Below are 16,405 nucleotides of genomic sequence, written 5' to 3'. Positions count from 1 at the left end.
GCGCGCCGGTATGCGATGTTTCTTCAACTGCTCGTACGCGGGGAGCTCAGCTCACGATTCGCGCCGGGTCTGGTAGGCGCTGGCGCTGCGCGTCGCGGCGTACCCGGCCAGCACGATGACGTGGAACAGGTAGAGCCACAGCCCGACCGCGACCATGCCGCCGATCTCGTCGAAGCCGCCGAACGGGGCGCCCAGGTTGAGCGGCAGCGAGCAGAAGAGCACGAAGCCGTGGAGGAAGCCGGACAGGTTGGCCGCGGTGAACGACCCGACCAGGATCGTCGACAACCAGCGGGGCCGGCCGGGCGCCACGTAGCGGTAGACCCAGATCAGCACCGGCGTGAGCACCAGCCACGAGGCCAGGAACGAGAGCACGACCCCGAGCACGCTGTACCAGCCGCCGCGCACCCAGAGGGCGCTCGTCGACGGCAGCGCGAGGAACATCGCGAGCAGCAGGGCCGGGGCCGCGGCCAGCAGGGGCAGCCAGAGGATCCGCCCGCGCCAGCCGACCAGCGGTTCACCGCCCGGCATCCGCAACGAGACGAACGCCCGGCGCAGCCCTTCGCCGTAGAGAGTGGCCGGCAGCAGGCTGGCCAGCGCGAACAGCGGCGTGAGGTGGAGTCCGGCCTCGATCAGCGCGGACAGCGCCTGGGGCGCGCCGATGGCGTCCGGCAAGGCCCCGATGGTGCGTCCGGTCAGCCGGCGTACCCGGTCGGCTCCGGCGATCAGCCCGGTGATCCAGATGGCCAGCAGGGCGATCGGCACCACGGCGATCCCGGCATAGAACGTGACGGCCGCGGCGTGCAGCGACAGATCCCGTCCCCGCAACGAGCGGAACGGCGCGCTGACGACTTGGCGCGCCCGCGCCACCCACCCCGGCATGGCCCTGCCTTACCCAGATGTCGACCGGCCCACCCGTCGTCCGGGCCCGGAGACGAACTCCACTCGGCCGGCGCCGAGCCGGCGGCGATGACCGGGGCCGAACTCGGGCGCGGGCGACGAGCGGGCGTCCGGGAAGATGGACGCCATGCGTGACCTCGTACTGCTCGGCTCGACCGGATCCATCGGCACTCAGGCCATCGACATCGTCCGGCGCAACCCGGAAAGCTTCCGGGTGGTCGCGATCGGCGCGGGCGGGGGCAACGTCGAGTTGCTGGCCGCGCAGGCGCTCGAGCTCGCGGTCGACGTGGTCGGGGTGGCCCGCTCGTCGGTGGTGCAGGACCTGCAACTCGCCTTCTACGCCGAGGCCCAGCGCCGCGGCTGGGCGACCGGCGACTTCAAGCTGCCCAAGATCGTGGCCGGGCCGGACGCGATGACCGAGCTCGCGCGCCAGCCGTGTGACGTGGTGCTCAACGGCGTGGTCGGCAGCCTCGGGCTCGCCCCCACGCTGGCCGCGCTCGAGGAGGGCCGCATCCTCGCCCTGGCCAACAAGGAGTCGCTGGTCGCCGGTGGCCCGCTGGTGCGGCGCCTGGCCCGGGAGGGGCAGATCGTCCCGGTCGACTCCGAGCACTCCGCGCTGGCCCAGTGCCTGCGGGGCGGCTCGGCGGCCGAGGTGCGCCGGCTGGTGCTGACCGCTAGCGGGGGAGCCTTCCGGGGCCGCCGCCGCTCCGAGTTGACGAACGTCACACCGGAGGACGCGCTCAAGCACCCGACGTGGGACATGGGCCCGGTGGTCACGATCAACACGGCCACGATGGTGAACAAGGGGCTCGAGGTGATCGAGGCACACGAGTTGTTCGCGGTGCCCTACGACGACATCGAGGTGATGGTGCACCCGCAGTCGGTGCTGCACTCGATGGTGGAGTTCACCGACGGCTCGACTCTGGCCCAGGCCAGCCCGCCCGACATGCGCCTGCCGATCGCGCTCGCGCTGGCCTGGCCCGAGCGGGTGCCGGGCGCCGCGCCCGGCGTGGACTGGCGTGAGGCCCACAACTGGGAGCTGCGGCCGCTCGACGACGAGGCGTTCCCCGCGGTCGAGCTGGCCAAGCAGGCGGGCCGGGACGGGCACTGCCGCCCAGCGGTCTACAACGCCGCGAACGAGGAGTGTGTGGCCGCGTTCGTCGCCGGTCGGCTACCTTTTCTGGGCATCGTCGACACGTTGGAACGCGTCCTCGCGGCGGCCCCGGGATTTGCCGAGCCGAGTACCGTCGAGGAAGTGCTCGCCGCCGAGTCATGGGCGCGCGCCCAGGCGCAGCAGTTGATCGCTATCGCGGCTAAGGGAGCTTGATGTACTACTGGCTGGGATTCGCCGCGTTCGCGCTGGCCATCCTGATCTCGGTGAGTCTGCACGAGCTCGGCCACATGATCACGGCCAAGCGCTTCGGGATGAAGGTCACCAAGTACTTCGTCGGCTTCGGCCCGACGATCTTCTCGTTCCACCGGGGCGAGACCGAGTACGGCCTCAAGCTCATCCCGCTCGGCGGCTTCTGCAAGATCGTCGGCATGACGCCGCAGGACGACGACGTCGCCCCCGAGGACCAGCCCCGCGCGATGTGGCGGTTCCCGGTGTGGAAGCGCACGGTCGTCATGTCGGCCGGCTCGATCACCCACTTCCTGCTGGCCGCGGTGGCCGCCTGGTTCGTCGCCATCTCGCTCGGCCTGCCCAACACGGCGTACCCGCAGACGATCGACGACCAGCTCAAGGAAAAGCCGGTCATCACGATCAGCGAGTGCACCTGGATCAACATCCCGGCCACCCAGCAGGACTGCGTGCCCGGGCAGAACGGCGGGGTCGCCGGTCCGGCGTACGCGGCCGGGCTGCGCGACGGTGACGTGATCACCCAGGTCGGCGACCGCCCGATCGGCACGTACGGTCAGCTCACCGAGATCGTCCGGACGCTCCCGGCGGGCACCGTGCCCTTCCGGTACGAGCGTGCCGGCGTCCCCGGCACGGCCGAGGTCAACCTGGTCGCGGCCCAGCGCACGCCCATCACCGACGAGGACGGCCCGACCACGACGGTCTCGGTGGCCGGCATCGGCTGGGACGTGCGAAGCATCCCGTCCCAGATCAAGTACAACGCGGCCGAGGCGTTCCCGGCGACCGCCGACTACGGCTGGTTCCTGTTCAAGAACACGTTCGAGGCGCTCAAGCGGATTCCCGACAAGATCCCCGCGCTGTGGAACTCGATCACCGGCAGCGAGCGCGACCCGGACACCCCGATCAGCGTCATCGGCGCGAGCCGGCTGGGCGGCGAGGCCTTCCAGTACGGCGTGCCCGAGTTGTTCCTCAACGTCTTCATCTCGCTGAACGTGTTCATCGGCATCTTCAACCTGCTGCCGCTGCTCCCGCTCGACGGCGGGCACATCGCGATCGCCTGGTACGAACGGGTGCGCTCGTGGCTCTACGCCCGGCTGCGCCGGCCCGACCCGGGCCGCGTCGACTACTACAAGCTGATGCCTGTCACCTACGCAGTCATCTTGATCGGTGGGGTGTTCACTTTGCTGACAGCTACCGCCGATATCGTCAACCCGATCACGATCTTCAACAGGTGATGTGAAAGTGACTGCTGTCAGTCTCGGTATGCCGGCCGTGCCCCCGCCGCCGTTGGCGCCTCGCCGGCACAGCCGGCAGATCAACGTGGGTGGGGTGCTGGTCGGTGGCGGCGCCCCGGTCAGCGTTCAGTCGATGACGACCACCCTGACCTCCGACATCAACGCCACGCTGCAGCAGATCGCCGAGCTCACCGCGTCCGGCTGTCAGATCGTCCGGGTCGCCGTGCCGTCGCAGGACGACGTCGAGGCGCTGCCCGCGATCGCCAAGAAGTCGCAGATCCCGGTGATCGCCGACATCCACTTCCAGCCGAAATACGTGTTCGCGGCGATCGACGCCGGCTGCGCGGCGGTCCGGGTCAACCCGGGCAACATCCGCCAGTTCGACGACAAGGTCAAAGAGATCGCCAAGGCGGCCGGCGACGCCGGGGTGCCCATCCGCATCGGCGTGAACGCCGGCTCGCTGGACAAGCGCCTGCTGCAGAAGTACGGCAAGGCAACCGCCGAGGCGCTGGTCGAGTCGGCGCTGTGGGAGTGCTCGCTCTTCGAGGAGCACGGCTTCCGCGACATCAAGATCTCGGTCAAGCACAACGACCCGGTCGTCATGATCCGGGCCTACCGGCAGCTCGCCGAGCAGTGCGACTACCCGCTGCACCTCGGCGTCACCGAGGCCGGCCCCACGTTCCAGGGCACGATCAAGAGCTCGGTGGCGTTCGGCGCGCTGCTGGCCGAGGGCATCGGCGACACGATCCGGGTGTCGCTGTCCGCCCCGCCGGTCGAGGAGATCAAGGTCGGCAACCAGATCCTCGAGTCGCTGGGCCTGCGCGAGCGCGGTCTCGAGATCGTCTCGTGCCCGAGCTGCGGCCGGGCCCAGGTCGACGTCTACACCCTGGCCGAGCAGGTGACGGCGGCGCTCGAGGGCTTCCCGGTGCCGCTGCGAGTGGCCGTCATGGGTTGCGTCGTCAACGGCCCCGGCGAGGCCCGCGAGGCCGACCTGGGAGTCGCGTCCGGCAACGGCAAGGGTCAGATCTTCGTGAAGGGCCAGGTCATCAAGACCGTGCCCGAGGCGATCATCGTCGAGACCCTGGTCGAGGAGGCCCTCCGCCTGGCCGACCAGATGGGCGCCGACCTGCCCGACGAACTGCGCGAGCTCATCCCCGGCCCGACCGTCACCGTCCACTGACCGCCGCCGCCGGCGCGCTTGCCGGCCGGCCGCCTACACCGATGAAGCCCCCGCCTCGGCGGGGGCTTCACCCGTTGTGGCCCATTCGGCCCCGCCGAGGCGGGCTTACCCGTTGTGGCCCCTTCGGGATGAAGGCGCCCCTCCCGAGGCGGGTTTGCGGTCGGGCTAGAAGAGCACCGTGGCGAACGAGCCGGCCGACACGAAGCCGCACTTGGCGTAGACGCGCCGCGCTGCCGTGTTGTAGTCGTTCACATAGAGGCTCACGCTGGGTGACACGCGTTGCAGGGCGTCGCGCACCACCGCGGCCATCGCCGGCGCGGCCAGGCCCTGCCCGCGGAACTCCGGATCGACCCACACGCCCTGCACCTGCGTGGTGCGGTTCGTCACGATCGCCAGCTCGGCCTTGAAGATGACCCGGTCGCCGAGGAATCGCGCGTACGCCCGCTTGCCCTTGACCAGCTCGGCGATCCGCCGCCGATAGCCGCGCCCGCCGTCGTCGAGCAGCGGCGAGACCCCGACCTCTTCGGTATACATCGACACCGCGGCCGGGAAGAGCGCGTCGACCTCGCTGGGCCGCACGAGCCGGACCTCGGGGTCGGCCGCGATCGACGGGTCGCGGTCGGCCACCAGCAACGGCTGATGCGGGCGCACGTCACGGGCCCGGCCCCAGTGCCCGCCCAGCCTGTCCCACAGGTCGAGCACGGCGTCGGACCGTCCGATGATCGACGAGCAGATGCGGGGCTCGGTGCCGAGCAGCTCGGCGAACGCCGCGGTCGCCGCCGGGGTGGAGCAGACCGGCACGAGATGGGCGCCGGACCAGACGATCGACTCGACGCGGCGGCCGGGCCCGTACCCGAAGATCCGCCCGTCGGACCGCCACCAGCTCAGGCCGTGCGACGCCACCCGCTCGGCGAGCTGAGCGCCGGCGTAGGGGTCGCGGTCGAGGACTCTCTCGACCTGCGCGCGCTCGGACTCACCGAGCTGGCGAATCGGCACCGTCAGCACAGCTATCACATTGCCAGATCGGACCCGGTCCACACCCCTCGCGACCCCTTCCAGCAAAGAATCACTTGTCGACGAGCTATTGCCGATATATCGTCTAACTATCGCCAACAGATCGGAGATAGTCATGAGGAACATCCATCACGGCCCGCAGGGCTTCTGGCATCGCGGGTTCACCTTCCCGCCCGGCTTCCCGTTCGGCGGCCCCGGCGAGTTCGGTGGCGGCAGCGGTGGCTTCGGTCCCGGCGGCCCGTTCGGCCCCGGCGGGCGTGGCCCGCGACGGGGTGGGCGCGGCTCGCGGCCCAACGTCCGCGTCGCCGTCTTGGCGCTGCTGCTCGAGCGACCCATGCACGGCTACGAGATGATCCAGGAGCTCGACTCCCGCACGAACGGCATCTGGCGGCCCAGCCCCGGCTCTATCTACCCGACGCTGCAGATGCTCGAGGACGAGGGCCTGATCGAGGCCGAGGCGGCGGGTGGCCGCAAGAGCTACCACCTGACCGACGCCGGCCGGGCCGAGGCCGAGGCGGCGGGGGAGAACCCGCCCTGGGCCAGCATCGGGGACGACACGATGTCGCAGGTGCAGGACTTCCGCGACGCCGCGGTCGGCATCATGGGCGCTCTCAAGCAGGTCGGCTTCAACGGCACGCCCGAGCAGCGCCAGCGGGCCCTCGAGATCCTGAACGAGACGAAGCGCAAGCTTTACGCCATCCTCGCCGACGGTGAGTGACACAGGCAACGTCGCTCCAGCGAACTCGCGTACGGAAAAGGGCGCTCCCAGCTGGGAGCGCCCTTTTCGTTTGTCAGAGGTCTCAGCGCGGGTTCGCGAAGGCCAGGGGAACGGACGCGGGCTGGCCCGGCCAGGTGCCGAACAGCACCGCGCCGGGTGAGGTGACGCCGTGGTTGAGCACCCGGGGGATCGTGAGGGTGAGCTTGTCGGTCTGGATGACCGTGGGGTCGGACGCGTCGGTGCCCAGGATGGCGATGACCGCGCGGGCCTCGGCGTAGTCGGTCGAGATGTTGCTGGTCGTGATCGACATGCTGGGCTGACGAGGCTCGAGGTGCCCGTCGACCTCCATGAACTCCTGCGCCTGGCCGCTGCCGGTCAGCATGGCCTGCGCCAGCGCCTCGGCGTAGACGAGTTCGCCGGTCGCGTCGTAGACCCAGCGCCGGCCCAGCGCCGAGTGCTCCGTCGTGCCGATCAGCCACTCGTCGGCCCCCTCGAGCGGGCCTCCGCGATAGGTCACCGGGATCTGGTAGGTCGGGCCGTTCCCGGCCTTGACCAGCAGGGTCTCGATGCCGACGACTCCCTCGGGGTCGTCGAAACGGTAGGACGCCACGCGCTCGACCGGGGCGCCGGCCTCGCCCTGATACCACGGGCGGCTCGGGAGCCACGCCGCCAGCAGTTCAACCTTGGTGGGACTCAGAGTCGCCTTGTGGATCAATGCCATGCGCCGCATCGTAGTTTCCCCGCGCCCGCCACGGGCAGTCACTGCACGGCCAAACCTGGGCGCGCTCCCACGCGCCGTCCGCCGGCGATAACCAATAATCGGACAAAGCCGACGTACGGGTGATCGTCAGCGGCCCAGCGCGGTGAGCACCTCGAGGATCGCGGCCGGATCGCCGGAGTCCAGCGCGGGCGTCGGCAGCAGGGCCATGGCCGGGACCGTGACGCCGGCCTTGACGTAGGCCTCGATCCGCCGCCGGCACTCGGCCGGGGAGCCGTGCACGATCAGGTCGTCGACCACCTTGTCGGGGATGGCGGCCAGGGCGGCCTTGCGATCGCCGGACGACCAGGCCCGCCACATCGGGGTCAGCACCTCGTCCCGGCCCAGCCAGCGGTGGAAGGCGGCATAGGCCGGCACTGTCAGATACGCCGCGATCATGCGGCGGCCGATGCGCCGGGCGTGCTCCGCGTCGCCGGTGGGGCACACGAAGATGCGCGCGGCCACGTCGAAGTCCGGCTTGTCGGTCTTCACCTCGGCCAGCGCCGTCGACACGTCTTTCGCGGACAGCCAGTTGAGGATCACGCCGTCGGCCTCGGCGGCGGCCAGGCGCAACATGCCGGGGCGGAGCGCGGCCAGCAGCACCTGCGGCGGCGCGGCCGGTGGACGCTCGAGCCGGAACCGGCGTACGGAGAAGGTCTCGAACTCGCCGTCGATCAGCTCGCCGGCCAGCGCGGAGCGCAGGAACCGCAGCATGTCGCGGCTGCGCTGGAACGGCTCGGCGAACTCGGCCGCGTTCCAGTCGCCGACCACCACCGGGGACGACGCCCCGATGCCGAGCTGGAAGCGGCCCGGCGCCGTCTCGGCCAGCGCGGCCGCGGTCATCGCCAGCAGGCCGGGGCCGCGGGTGAAGACGGGCGCCACCGCCGTGCCCAGCCGCATCTCCGGGGCCCAGGCCGCGGCCAGCGTCAGCGGGGTGAAGGCGTCCGAGCCGGCCACCTCCGAGCTCCACAGGTCGGTGAAGCCGGCCTCGGCCAGGGTCCGGTAGACCCGGGCGTGCTCGGACAGCGGGATCCCGCTCAGCGGAACGGTCATGCCCCATCGCATCGACATGGCCATGATCCTGCCTGTCCCGGGAGGTGAGGTCCACCACCAGTCGGCGCCGACCGGGCGGCGCCGACGAGCGCCAACCGGGCGGCGCCGACCAGGCGGCGCTGATGGGACCGTGCTAACCAGACGTGCGCGACCGCCAGGCCGTCGCCCACGAGGTCTTGCCGTTGGTGCGCAGCAGCGACCCCTCATAGACCCGAGCGCCCACGCCGAGCAGCACCACGGCCGTCACGGCCATGACGGCCAGCGCCAGGAACGGCTCCCAGCCCGCGGCGTCGCCGTTGAAGATGCGCGTCGGCATCGCGATGGGCGCCGAGAACGGCACGTACGACAGGATCCGCATGGCCAGGTCGTTCTCACCCAGGAAGATCACCGCGAAGAACGGCAGCATCACGGCCATCTGCACCGGCTGCGAGACGCCGTTGAGGTCCTCGGGCCGGGCGGCCAGCGCGCCCACGCCGGCCCACAGCGCGGCCAGCATCACGAAGCCGATGAGGAAGAACGCCACGAACCAGCCGATCGCCGGCTGCAGCACGTGCAGCACCCCGCGGTCGAGGCCGGCCAGCCGCGCGCCGATCAGCGTGACCACGGCGATCAGCGCGACCTGCACGAAGGCCAGCAGGCCGAGCGCGGCCACCTTGCCGGCCAGCAGCGCGCGGGTCGGCACGCTGGCCACCAGGATCTCGACGATCCGGGTCTGCTTCTCCTCGGTGACGCTCTGGGCGATCTGCAGTCCGAACAGGAACGACGTGAAGAAGAAGACGAAGGCCAGCGCGAACGGCACGATGTAGGCCAGGAACGGGTCGATCGCGTCGGGTTTCAGGATGCGTACGGGCGGGGCCGTGCTCAGCGCCTCGACGACCGAGCCGGGCTGGTCCTGCAGGGCGATCACCTCGGGGCCGGCGAGCACGGCGGCGTCCACGTCGCCGTCGCGGACGAGCTTCTCGGCTGCCGCGTCGTCGGCCACCACCCGTACCTCGAGGTCGGCCTGCTGCAGCCGGGCGGCCGTGGCCTGATCGGCGACCGCGACCGACGAGGGCCCGCCGGAGAAGACGGCCGGGAGCACCGTGACCGCGATCGAGAACAGCAGGAAGAACGCGGTGCTGAACAGGAAGGTCTTGTCGCGCAACTTCACCCGGATCTCGCGGGCGGCGACGACCTTGGCGGCGGCGTACGTGCTCATCGGACGACCTCTCGGAAGATCTCGGTCAGGGACGGGACGACCGGGCCGAACGCGCGCACCGGGCCCCGCTCCAGCGCGGCGTGCAGCACCTTCTGGTCGTCGAAGCCGGCGTCCAGGTCGAAGACGGCGCGCCGCCCGTCGAGGTCGAGCAGGGTGACACCGGGCTGGTCGCGCAGCCAGCCGGCGTCGGTGTCGACCACCAGGTGGTAGCGCGGCTGCGCGTGCCGGGAACGCAGCGCGTCGCGGTCGCCGGCGGCCCGGATCGACCCGTCGGCGATGATCACGAGGTCGTCGCAGAGCCGTTCGACCAGGTCGAGCTGGTGGCTCGAGAACAGCACCGGCACACCGGCGGCGGCCCGGTCGCGCAGCACCTCGGCCGTCGTCTCGACCGCGATGGGGTCCAGGCCCGAGAACGGCTCGTCGAGCACCAGCACCTCGGGGTCGTGCACCAGCGCGGCGGCGACCTGCGCGCGCTGCTGGTTGCCGAGCGACAGCTTCTCCAGTTTCTCGCCGGCCCGTTCGCCCAGTCCGAGGCGGTCGAGCAGCTTGGTGGTGCGCTCGGCGGCGGCGGCGTTGCTGAGCCCGTGCAGCCGCCCGAGGTAGACGACCTGGTCCTGCACGGTCATCTTCGGGTAGAGACCGCGCTCCTCCGGCATGTAACCGAAGCGCTGGCGGATCTCGCGGGTCAGCGGCTTGCCGTCCAGCGTCACCTCGCCCGAGTCGGCGGCCAGGACGCCGAGGATGATCCGCATGGTGGTGGTCTTGCCGGCGCCGTTCGCGCCGACGAACCCGGTCAGTTTGCCGCTGCCCACGGGGAACGACACGTCCTTCAGGACAGTCCGGTCACCGAAGCTGCGGCTGACGGAATCGACGTTCAGCATGCTTGTGACGCTAGGCGGCGGGAGCGGAGAAAGCGTCCGGCCCGGGCAGGACCCGCGGGGTCCTCCTCGCGGAGGATCGGCGGAGGATCAGCCGCCGGGCCGGACCACCCCCAGCTCGTACGCCAGCACGACCGCCTGCGTCCGGTCGCGCGCCCCGAGCTTGGTCAGCACCCGGCTCACATGGGTCTTCACCGTCGTCTCACCGAGGTGCAGGGCGGCGGCGATCTCGGCGTTGGTGGCGCCCCCGGCCAGCGCGATGAGCACCTCGTGCTCGCGCGGGGTCAGCTCGTCCAGGCGGGCACCGGGTTCGGCCCGGGCGCGACCTGGCCGGGCGAAGGCCGAGATCACCCGGCGGGTGATCTCGGGCGCCAGCAGCGCGTCGCCGCGGGCCACCACCCGGACGGCCTCGACCAGCGACTCCGGTGAGCTGTTCTTGAGCAGGAAGCCGCTGGCGCCGGCATCGAGCGCCGCGAACAGGTAGTCGTCCCGGTCGAACGTGGTCAGGATCAGCACGGACGGGCCACCGCCGGCGGCGACGATCCGCCGGGTCGCCTCGAGGCCGTCCATGCCGGGCATCTCGACGTCCATCAGCACCACGTCGGGGTGCTGCGCGGCGGTGGCCTCGACGGCCTGGGCGCCGTTCTCGGCCTCGCCGACGACCTCGATGTCGTCCTCGAGCCCGAGGATGACGCGGAAGCCGGTGCGGACCAGCCGGTGGTCGTCCGCGAGGAGGACCCGGATCACGATGACGCCCCCACCCGTTGCGCCGGGATCAGCGGGAGCCGGGCCCGCACCCGGTAACCCCCGGCCGACCGGTTGCCGGTCTCGACCGCGCCGCCCAGCAGGGCCACCCGCTCGCGCATGCCGACCAGGCCCATCCCGCCCTCGCCGGCGCGGGTGGCGCCCCGCCCGTCGTCGGCGACGTCGATCTCCAGCTCGCGGGCCAGGTAGCGCAGCCGCACGTCGACCGTGGACGCGCCCGCGTGCTTGAGCGCGTTGGTCACGGCCTCCTGCACGATCCGGTACGCCGCCTGTGACGTCGACTCGGGCAGCGGCACGGCGTCGCCGAAGATCGCGAACTCGGCGGTCAGCCCGGCCTCACGGACCCGGTCGAGCAGTTCCTCGACGCGGTCGACCCCGGCGGTCGGGGTGGACACCGGCTCGTCGGCGGTCCGCAGCGCGCCCAGCATCCGGTGCAGCTCGTCGACCGCCGTACGGGCGCCGTCCTCGACCGCGGTCAGGGCGTCGCGGGCCGTGGCGGTGTCGCGTTCCATGGCCCGGCGGGCAGCCGAGGCCTGGATGCCCATGACCGAGACGTGGTGGGCCACGACGTCGTGCAGTTCGCGGGCGATGCGCAGCCGTTCGGTGACGACGGCGCGCTCCTCGGCCGCGGCCCGGGCCACGCGCAACTGCTCGGTCTGCTCGACCAGCACGGCCTCGCGGCGGGCCGACAGCCAGGCCGTCTCGCCGAAGAAGTAGGCGAAGCCGAACAGCGCCACGTTCACGAGCACCTGGCTGACCAGCGCGGACAACAGTGGCGGCAGCTCGCCGGTGCCGTCCGGGAAGGCGTCCGCCGGGATGCGGTCGACGGCGATCAGCCAGGCGACGGCGAGCCAGCCGAACATGGCGCCGATGACCGCGACCCGCAGCCAGCGGGACCGGCCGTGGTCGGGGCCCCAGGCGCCGGCCGCGTAGATCGCCGCGAAGATCGTGCCCGAGGCGAACTGGATCTCCTGGGCCTCGCGCACCTGGCCGGCGATGAAGACCACGGCCGTGATGACCAGGACGAGATCGGGATGGCTGCGCCGCCAGACGAGCGGGACACAGATCGCGAACGCGAACGCCAGATGTTCGGCCGCGCTGCGCTCGACGCCCCAGACGAACTGGCCGACGCTGCGGGCGAGCATCACGTAGAGCAGCGCGGCGGCGAGGACGACGAGCGCGATGACGAGGTCGTTGCGGCGCTGGCGGGGGGTCGGCCCCGGCCGCTGCCAGTCGTCGAGGCTGCGCATGCCCCTCAGGCTGCCACAACCGTCACTGGGTCATCAGGGCGCGCTGTAGTACTGGGTCTTGGCGATGTCCGGGTGGGTCTGGGTGGGGATGTCGGCGTCGTCCTCGGGGGTGAGCGCGCCGCCCAGGTCGACGATGCGCCGGTGGGCCGCGGCGAGCCGGTCCTCGAGGGTGACGATGCGGCAGGCCGCGCCGAGCTGGAGGCCCTCGTCGAGGAGCTGGCGGACGCGCAGGGCGAGTTGCAGCTGGTGACGGGAATAGCGGCGGTGGCCGCCGTGGGAGCGCTGAGGCTCGATCAGGCCGGCGACGCCGAGGCTGCGGAGGAAGGCGGGGGTCACGCCGATCATGTCGGCGGCGCGGCCCATCGTGTACGCCGGGAAGTCGGCGTCGTCGAAGGTCGTGCTCATCGTGCCCTTCCGGGGGGTGTCCAGGGGGTCCCGGCGGGTGGCGGGTGGCTCGGCGCCGGGTGCACAGTCCAGGGCCCCGGCGGGTAACCGGGGCCCTGGCTTTTCAATTCTGGTGCCGGCCGTCGCCGGCGCATGCGGTCGTCTGCTCGCGTGCCGCTAGCAGACCACCGGAGTGATGGGCATCGGCTGCGATCACCTCTTGTCGGGTCGGGGACGTTGCGCTTGCGCGTTGCTGCGGTATCTCGTCCTCCTTAGCCAACTCAGGGTCTGTGCCATGTTCGTGTCGGCTGTGCGTGGCCGACACCAGAGACTCTATTCCCATGACCGTCGGATTTCTAGTATCGCCGCTGTAGATTTTTTGGACATATCGACGTACGTGGTGCTGCGGACCACCAGAAATGCGCAGGTGAAGAGGGCGGCGACGCGGGACGGGCGCATGGCGCGGCGATGCCGCGTGAGAGAGGTGACCGCGCCCCGCGCCGCCGCGGGCCGGGGCGCCGATGGCGGCCCCGAGGTGTTCGCGAAGCCTGCCGAGGGCTCGCGCGCCGCTGAGGGCGTCAGAACACCGGCAGGGCTCGTCCGGAGAGATCCCGATGCCCTGTCATGGCTATGAGTGTGCGGCGCTCGGCGAGGCCCGGGCAACGCAATTAACGGAGTGCATTGACGGGCGTAACACAGCGGGTAGATCATCACGGCACGCCGTGGTCCCGGTCACAGCAACCGGTCACAGGAATCCCTCGGTAAGGGAGCCGCACATGAGTGTCAACCCCGCACCCAGCACCGACGAAGAACGTCTGGCCCAGCTCGGCTACCAGCAGGAACTGCATCGCCGACTGTCCGGCTTCTCGAACTTCGCGGTCTCTTTCTCGATCATCTCCATTCTGGCCGGTGCCATCACCTCGTACGGCATCGCCATGACCGCCGGCGGCCCGATCGCCATCACCCTGGGCTGGCTCTTCGTCGGCATCATGGTGACCTTCGTGGCCCTGGCCATGGCCGAGGTCTGCTCGGCCTATCCGACTGCCGGCGCCCTGTACTGGTGGGCGGCGGCGCTGGCCAAACGCAACAAGCCCGCCTGGGCCTGGTTCGTCGGCTGGTTCAACTTCCTCGGCGAGGTCGCGGTCACCGCGGCCATCGACTTCGGCGCGGCCATCACCACGTCGGCCTTCCTGAGCCTGACCTTCGACATGGAGGTGACCACCGGGCGCACGTTCCTGATCTTCCTGGTCATCATCATCGCGCACGGCCTGCTCAACACGTTCGGCGTCAACCTCGTCCGGCTGCTCTCCGACGTCAGCGCCTGGTGGCACCTGGTCGGTGTGGCGGTCATCGTGGGCGTTCTGGCCATCGTGCCGGACAACCACAAGCCGCTGTCCGAGGTCTTCACCGAGGTGCACAACTCGACCGGCTTCACCTTCGCCGGGGCGGGCGTCTACGCCGTCCTCGTCGGTCTGCTGATGGCGCAGTACACATACACCGGCTACGACGCCTCGGCCCACGTGGCCGAGGAGACGCACGACGCCGCCCGGGCCGCCCCGCGAGGCATCGTGCTCTCCGTCGTCGTCTCCGTGATCGCCGGTTTCGTGCTGCTGACCGCGATCACCTGGTCCATCCAGGACTACGAGGCGGAGCGCACGACCGAGCTCGGCCTGCCGCCGGCGCAGATCTTCATCGACGCGGCCGGCCACAACACCGGCACGTTCCTGCTGTTCATCTGCATGGTCGCGCAGTGGTTCTGCGGCATGGCGTCGGTGACCGCCAACTCCCGGATGTCGTACGCCTTCGCGCGCGACGGCGCCCTGCCGGGCTCGCGGTTGTGGAAGAAGGTCAACCCCCGCACCGGTACGCCGACGAACTCGATCTGGCTCTGCGTCACCCTGTCGACCCTGCTGGTGCTGCCGTCGCTGTGGAACACGACGGCCTACCTGGCGGCGACCTCGATCGCGGTGATCGGGCTCTACATCGCGTACGTCGGACCGGTGTTCCTCCGCCGGATGAGCCCCGACTTCCAGCCCGGACCGTGGAGCCTGGGCAAGTGGAGCGCACCGGTGGGCTGGATCGCGATCGTCTGGGTGGTGATCATCTGCGTGCTCTTCGTGCTGCCGACGGCGGGCCCGATCACCGCGAGCAACTTCAACTACACGATCTTCGCGGTCCTGCTCGTGATCGCCTTCGCCACGATCTGGTGGTTCGTCAGCGCCCGCAAGTGGTTCACCGGGCCGAAGCAGAATCTGATCGAGAAGGCCGCGCACGGCGAACCCACGCTGCCGACCGAATGATCACCCGGGGCCGGGCGTCCGCGCCCGGCCCCCACGAGGAGGGGCCCGGATGGATCTCGAGGAACTGGATGTCGCCGTCGACAACGGCAGCATCGACACGGTCCTGCTGGCGCTGACCGACATGCAGGGACGCCTGCAGGGCAAGCGCCTGCACGGCCGCTACTTCATGGACGAGGTGGTCAGCGGCGGCAGCGAGGGGTGCAACTACCTGCTCGCGGTGGACGTCGACATGAACACCGTGGACGGGTACGCGATGTCCTCGTGGTCCAGCGGCTACGGCGACTTCGTGATGAAGCCCGACTTCACGACCCTGCGCCGGGTGCCCTGGCAGGAGGGGACGGCGCTGGTCCTGGCCGACCTCGAGACGACCGGCGGCGAGCCCGTGTACGCCTCGCCGCGCCAGATCCTGCAGCGCCAGCTTGACCGGCTGGCCGAGCACGGCCTGACCGCGTACGCCGGCACCGAGCTGGAGTTCGTGCTCTACAAGGACACGTACGAGGAAGCCTTCACCAAGCAGTACCGCGACCTGACCCCGGCCAACCAGTACAACGTGGACTACTCGATGCTCGGCACCGCGCGCGTCGAGCCCCTGCTGCGCCGCATCCGCAACGACATGTACGGCGCCGGTCTGGTGCCCGAGAGCGCCAAGGGCGAGTGCAACCTCGGGCAGCACGAGATCGCCTTCCGCTACGCCGACGCCCTGACCTGCGCCGACAACCACGTGATCTACAAGAACGGGGCCAAGGAGATCGCCGCGCAGGAGGGCATGGCGCTGACCTTCATGGCCAAGCCGAACGAGCGCGAGGGCAACTCCTGCCACATCCACTTCTCGCTGCGCGGCCGGGACGGCAAGTCGGCCATGCTCGGCGACGGCCCGGCCCACCTCAGCGACACCGGGCAGCGCGTGCTGGCCGGGCTGCTGGCCACGATGCGCGAGTTCAGCCTGCTCTTCGCGCCCAACATCAACTCGTACAAGCGCTACCAGCCCGGGTCGTTCGCCCCGACCGCGCTGCGCTGGGGGGTCGACAACCGCACCTGCGCGCTGCGGATCGCCGGCCACGGGCAGGGCATGCGCGTGGAGAACCGGGTGCCGGGCGGGGACGTGAACCCCTACCTGGCGATCGCCGCGCTGGTCGCGGGGGCGCTGCACGGGATCGAGAACGAGCTCGAGCTGGAGCCGGAGACCCCGGGCAACGCGTACGAGGACGCGAGCGCCGACCGGGTGCCGACGACGCTGCGGGAGGCGCAGCAGCTGTGGCTGGGCAGCGAGGTGGCCCAGGCCGCCTTCGGCCCCGACGTGGTCGGCCACTACGCGAACATGGCCCAGGTGGAGCTGACCGCCTTCGACGCCGTCGTCACCGACTGGGAGCTGCGCCGGGGCTTCGAGCGCATGTGATCACCGGCCGAAACGCAACCGCC

The 16,405-nt window shown here is 70.8% G+C and carries 15 protein-coding genes; 6 read left to right on the top strand and 9 right to left on the bottom strand.

What is annotated here, in order from left to right:
• Positions 1-51 precede the first annotated feature (51 nt).
• Positions 52-879 carry a YhjD/YihY/BrkB family envelope integrity protein gene (locus tag HJC40_RS15080; RefSeq protein ID WP_250001712.1) on the bottom strand — a complete coding sequence of 276 codons (828 nt, stop codon included), beginning with the start codon at positions 877-879 and terminating at the stop codon, positions 52-54.
• Between the two features lie 136 nt (positions 880-1,015).
• On the opposite strand from HJC40_RS15080, the gene dxr reads away from it, so the two are divergent.
• Genes dxr through ispG form a run of 3 tightly spaced genes read left to right on the top strand, consistent with a single transcriptional unit; the run spans position 1,016 to position 4,669 of the window.
• Positions 1,016-2,224 (top strand): 1-deoxy-D-xylulose-5-phosphate reductoisomerase, encoded by a 1,209-nt coding sequence (dxr, locus tag HJC40_RS15075; RefSeq protein WP_250001711.1) that lies wholly within the window; start codon positions 1,016-1,018, stop codon positions 2,222-2,224.
• Positions 2,224-3,489 carry an RIP metalloprotease gene (locus tag HJC40_RS15070; protein ID WP_250001710.1) on the top strand — a complete coding sequence of 422 codons (1,266 nt, stop codon included), beginning with the start codon at positions 2,224-2,226 and terminating at the stop codon, positions 3,487-3,489. The genes dxr and HJC40_RS15070 overlap by 1 nt, the downstream gene beginning before the upstream one ends.
• A 7-nt stretch (positions 3,490-3,496) precedes the next feature.
• Positions 3,497-4,669, top strand: coding sequence for a flavodoxin-dependent (E)-4-hydroxy-3-methylbut-2-enyl-diphosphate synthase (ispG, locus tag HJC40_RS15065; protein WP_250001709.1), 1,173 nt, complete (start codon positions 3,497-3,499; stop codon positions 4,667-4,669).
• 165 nt (positions 4,670-4,834) lie between these two features.
• Here ispG and HJC40_RS15060 read toward each other — a convergent pair whose 3' ends face one another.
• On the bottom strand, positions 4,835-5,674 hold the full coding sequence (locus tag HJC40_RS15060; protein ID WP_250001708.1) for a GNAT family N-acetyltransferase: 840 nt from the start codon (positions 5,672-5,674) through the stop codon (positions 4,835-4,837).
• 124 nt (positions 5,675-5,798) lie between these two features.
• Here HJC40_RS15060 and HJC40_RS15055 point away from each other — a divergent pair, with 124 nt between their 5' ends.
• The gene (locus tag HJC40_RS15055; RefSeq protein WP_250001707.1) at positions 5,799-6,401 is read left to right on the top strand and encodes a PadR family transcriptional regulator; all 603 of its coding nucleotides are present in this window, start codon (positions 5,799-5,801) and stop codon (positions 6,399-6,401) included.
• Between the two features lie 82 nt (positions 6,402-6,483).
• On the opposite strand, the gene HJC40_RS15050 is transcribed toward HJC40_RS15055, so the two are convergent.
• The 7 genes from HJC40_RS15050 to HJC40_RS15020 form a co-directional block, all read right to left on the bottom strand.
• Complete coding sequence (locus HJC40_RS15050) at positions 6,484-7,122, bottom strand: hypothetical protein (protein ID WP_250001706.1); 639 nt, start codon at positions 7,120-7,122, stop codon at positions 6,484-6,486.
• Between the two features lie 126 nt (positions 7,123-7,248).
• The gene (locus HJC40_RS15045; RefSeq protein ID WP_250002062.1) at positions 7,249-8,211 is read right to left on the bottom strand and encodes an LLM class F420-dependent oxidoreductase; all 963 of its coding nucleotides are present in this window, start codon (positions 8,209-8,211) and stop codon (positions 7,249-7,251) included.
• A 133-nt stretch (positions 8,212-8,344) separates the two neighbouring features.
• Complete coding sequence (locus tag HJC40_RS15040; RefSeq protein WP_250001705.1) at positions 8,345-9,409, bottom strand: ABC transporter permease; 1,065 nt, start codon at positions 9,407-9,409, stop codon at positions 8,345-8,347.
• Positions 9,406-10,290: an ABC transporter ATP-binding protein gene (locus HJC40_RS15035; protein ID WP_250001704.1), complete on the bottom strand. Its 885-nt coding sequence runs from the start codon at positions 10,288-10,290 to the stop codon at positions 9,406-9,408. The genes HJC40_RS15040 and HJC40_RS15035 overlap by 4 nt, the downstream gene beginning before the upstream one ends.
• 87 nt (positions 10,291-10,377) lie before the next feature.
• The gene (locus HJC40_RS15030; RefSeq protein ID WP_250002061.1) at positions 10,378-11,037 is read right to left on the bottom strand and encodes a response regulator transcription factor; all 660 of its coding nucleotides are present in this window, start codon (positions 11,035-11,037) and stop codon (positions 10,378-10,380) included.
• Positions 11,031-12,302 (bottom strand): sensor histidine kinase, encoded by a 1,272-nt coding sequence (locus HJC40_RS15025; RefSeq protein ID WP_250001703.1) that lies wholly within the window; start codon positions 12,300-12,302, stop codon positions 11,031-11,033. Before HJC40_RS15025 ends, HJC40_RS15030 begins: the two co-directional genes overlap by 7 nt.
• A gap of 33 nt (positions 12,303-12,335) precedes the next feature.
• Entirely contained in the window at positions 12,336-12,707 is a 372-nt protein-coding gene (locus HJC40_RS15020; protein WP_250001702.1) for a MerR family transcriptional regulator, read from the bottom strand.
• A 755-nt stretch (positions 12,708-13,462) separates the two neighbouring features.
• Here HJC40_RS15020 and HJC40_RS15015 point away from each other — a divergent pair.
• Positions 13,463-14,986, top strand: a complete 1,524-nt coding sequence (locus tag HJC40_RS15015) for an amino acid permease (RefSeq protein ID WP_250001701.1) — start codon at positions 13,463-13,465, stop codon at positions 14,984-14,986.
• Between the two features lie 49 nt (positions 14,987-15,035).
• Entirely contained in the window at positions 15,036-16,382 is a 1,347-nt protein-coding gene (locus tag HJC40_RS15010; RefSeq protein ID WP_250001700.1) for a glutamine synthetase family protein, read from the top strand.
• The last annotated feature ends 23 nt before the right edge of the window (positions 16,383-16,405 follow it).

The sequence above is a fragment of the Actinoplanes sp. M2I2 genome (genome assembly GCF_023544445.1).
Classification (GTDB): Bacteria; Actinomycetota; Actinomycetes; order Mycobacteriales; family Micromonosporaceae; genus Actinoplanes.
Note: the sequence above shows the minus strand (reverse complement) of the source record. Positions and strands in the feature narration are given on the sequence as shown.